This is a genomic window from Caulobacter sp. P1_B12_2, from assembly GCF_056406675.1.
This window is the reverse complement of record NZ_JBFTZS010000594.1, coordinates 1-2288: the sequence shown is the minus strand read 5'-3', so window position 1 is coordinate 2288 and position 2288 is coordinate 1. Positions and strand designations below refer to the sequence as shown.

Sequence of the window (2288 nt, the reverse complement as noted above, 5' to 3'; positions counted from 1 at the left end):
GGCCAGCTATCTGGACCTCAAGCGCCGGGACCTGCTCTGATGGCCGAGCTGCACCTGAAGAGCTATCGCTTCCRCGCCGAACGCGAGGACGACTGGCGGCGGCTGGAAAAGCTTCTGACCAAGGTCGGCAAGGGCTCGGCCCGGGCGCTGAGCGACGAGGAGCTGCTGGCCATGCCGGTGCTCTACCGCCAGGCGCTGTCGTCGCTGTCGGTGGCCCGCGCCACCTCGCTGGACCAGGGGCTGGTCGACTATCTGGAGAGCCTCAGCACCCGGGCCTATTTCCTGGTCTACGGCACGCGGACCAACCTGGTCGAGCGGGTGGGCGGCTTCTTCGGCCATGCCTGGCCGAACGCCGCCAAGGCGCTGTGGCGCGAGACCCTCGTCAGCTTCCTGCTGACCCTGGCCGGCGTGCTGGCCGCCTATTACCTGACCTTGCACGACCCCGACTGGTTCAGCGCCTTCGTGCCGGACAGCCTGGCGGGCGGGCGCGGGCCGACGGCCTCGGTCGAGGCGATGCGGGCCACGCTCTACGACACCGGCGAGCACAAGGGCCTGTCGGTGTTCGCCGCCTTCCTGTTCACCCACAATTCGGGCGTGGCGATCTTCGCCTTCGCGCTCGGCTTCGCCTTCTGCCTGCCGACCGCCCTCCTGATGGGCTACAACGGCGCGATGCTGGGGGCCTTCCTGGCGGCGTTCGGCATGAAGGGGCTGGGCTTCGAGGCCGGCGGCTGGCTGGCGATCCACGGGGTCACCGAGATCTCGGCCGTGATCCTGGCCGGCGCGGCGGGCCTGCGGATCGGCTGGACCCTGGCCTTCCCCGGCGATCTGAGCCGTCCGGCCGCCATGGCCCAGGCCGGCCGGCAGTCGGCCACCCTGATGGCGGGCGTGGTGGTCATGCTGTTCTGCGCCGGCATCCTGGAAGGGGTGGGGCGGCAGGTGATCCAGAACGACTTCGCCCGCTATGGCATCGGCCTGGCCACCCTGGTCGCCTGGCCCGCCTATCTGTACCTGCCGCGCCGCCGGAGCGTCGTCTGATGAAGCCGCCGTGGAAGAAAGCCAAGGTCGCGGCGACAGCGACGGCGACGATCAACGATCCGATGCTTCGCGAGGACAACCGGGCCCGGTCGCTGGTCACCCCCGAGGGCGTGGACCTGAAGCTGCGCCTGGGCGACGCCGGCGAGCGCGCCGCCGCCGTGCTGATCGACCTGGCCGTCATGCTGGGTGTGCTGATCGCTTTCGCCCTGCTGGCCCTGCTGGCGATGATCGGCTCCAAGGGCAAGGGCTGGGAGGTGATCGGCACGGCGGCGCTGCTGGTGTTCTTCGTGCTGCGAAATCTGTATTTCGTGCTGTTCGAGCTGACCCCCGGCGCGGCGACGCTGGGCAAGCGGGCCATGGGCCTGCGCGTGGCGGCCCGCAACGGCGGCCGCCTGACCGCCGACGCGATCTTCGCCCGCAACGCGATGCGCGAGATCGAGCTGTATTTGCCGCTCAGCTTCCTGGCTTCCAACGGCGACCAGGTGGGGGCCTGGATCAACCTTCTGGGCCTGCTCTGGTGCGCCGTCTTCGTGCTGTTCCCGCTGTTCAACCGCGACCGCCTGCGGGTGGGCGACCTGGTGGCCGGGACCTGGGTGGTCAAGGCGCCGACCCGCAAGCTGGCGCCCGACCTGGTCGAGACCTCGCGGCCGTCGGTGGGCCGGTTCAAGTTCACCATGGCCCAGCTCGACGCCTACGGGGTCAAGGAGCTGCACGTGCTGGAAGACGTGCTGCGCCGCTACGAGATCAAGACCATCGCCTTGGTGGCCGCCCGTATCCGCCTGAAGATCGGCTGGAAGGCCGCGCCCGACGAGTCGGACGGCGACTTCCTGGCCGCCTACTACGCCGCCCTGCGCGGCCGCCTGGAGTCGCGGCTGCTGCTAGGCAAGCGCCGCAAGGACAAGCACGACAAGAGCTAGGCGAAGACCTCGACCAGGCGGTCCGTCGGCGTGCCTTCCTTGTTCATGCGCAGCTCCTGGTAGACCGCCACGGCGACAAGCGCGCTGAAGAGGCCGGTCAGGGCCTGGAGCGCCGGAGAGGCGATGAAGGTGACGAGGGGAATGTCCAAGGCTCCCGTGACCAGGGTGACAAGCCAGGCGGCCAGCCACCCGCCCAGACCGATCGCGACCGACAAGCCGAAGATCTCACCCCTGGCGTTCCCTGTCAGCGTGTTGCTGCGACGAATGGACTCCATCACGCCCAACCGTTCGGTCACCATGGCGGGGACCACCACCATCCAGGCCAGGGAGAGGATC

General features: G+C 69.3%; 3 protein-coding genes. 2 read left to right on the top strand and 1 reads right to left on the bottom strand.

Translation table 11 applies throughout. From position 1 onward, the window contains the following. Positions 1–39: 39 nt before the first annotated feature. Positions 40–1035, top strand: a complete 996-nt coding sequence (locus AC1DZ6_RS23795) for a stage II sporulation protein M (protein WP_477099577.1) — start codon at positions 40–42, stop codon at positions 1033–1035. Beyond that, on the top strand, positions 1035–1952 hold the full coding sequence (locus AC1DZ6_RS23790; RefSeq protein ID WP_477099576.1) for an RDD family protein: 918 nt from the start codon (positions 1035–1037) through the stop codon (positions 1950–1952). The genes AC1DZ6_RS23795 and AC1DZ6_RS23790 overlap by 1 nt, the downstream gene beginning before the upstream one ends. Here the strand turns inward: AC1DZ6_RS23790 and AC1DZ6_RS23785 are convergent. Next, on the bottom strand, positions 1949–2288 hold a 340-nt coding region (locus AC1DZ6_RS23785), incomplete at its 5' end, for a hypothetical protein (RefSeq protein WP_477099575.1). The two genes, AC1DZ6_RS23790 and AC1DZ6_RS23785, sit on opposite strands and share 4 nt — an antisense overlap.

What these genes read in the sequence shown, in the direction of transcription:
- AC1DZ6_RS23790 (WP_477099576.1), top strand. Translation starts at nt 1,035, where the DNA reads ATGAAGCCGCCGTGGAAGAAAGCCAAGGTCGCGGCGACAGCGACGGCG.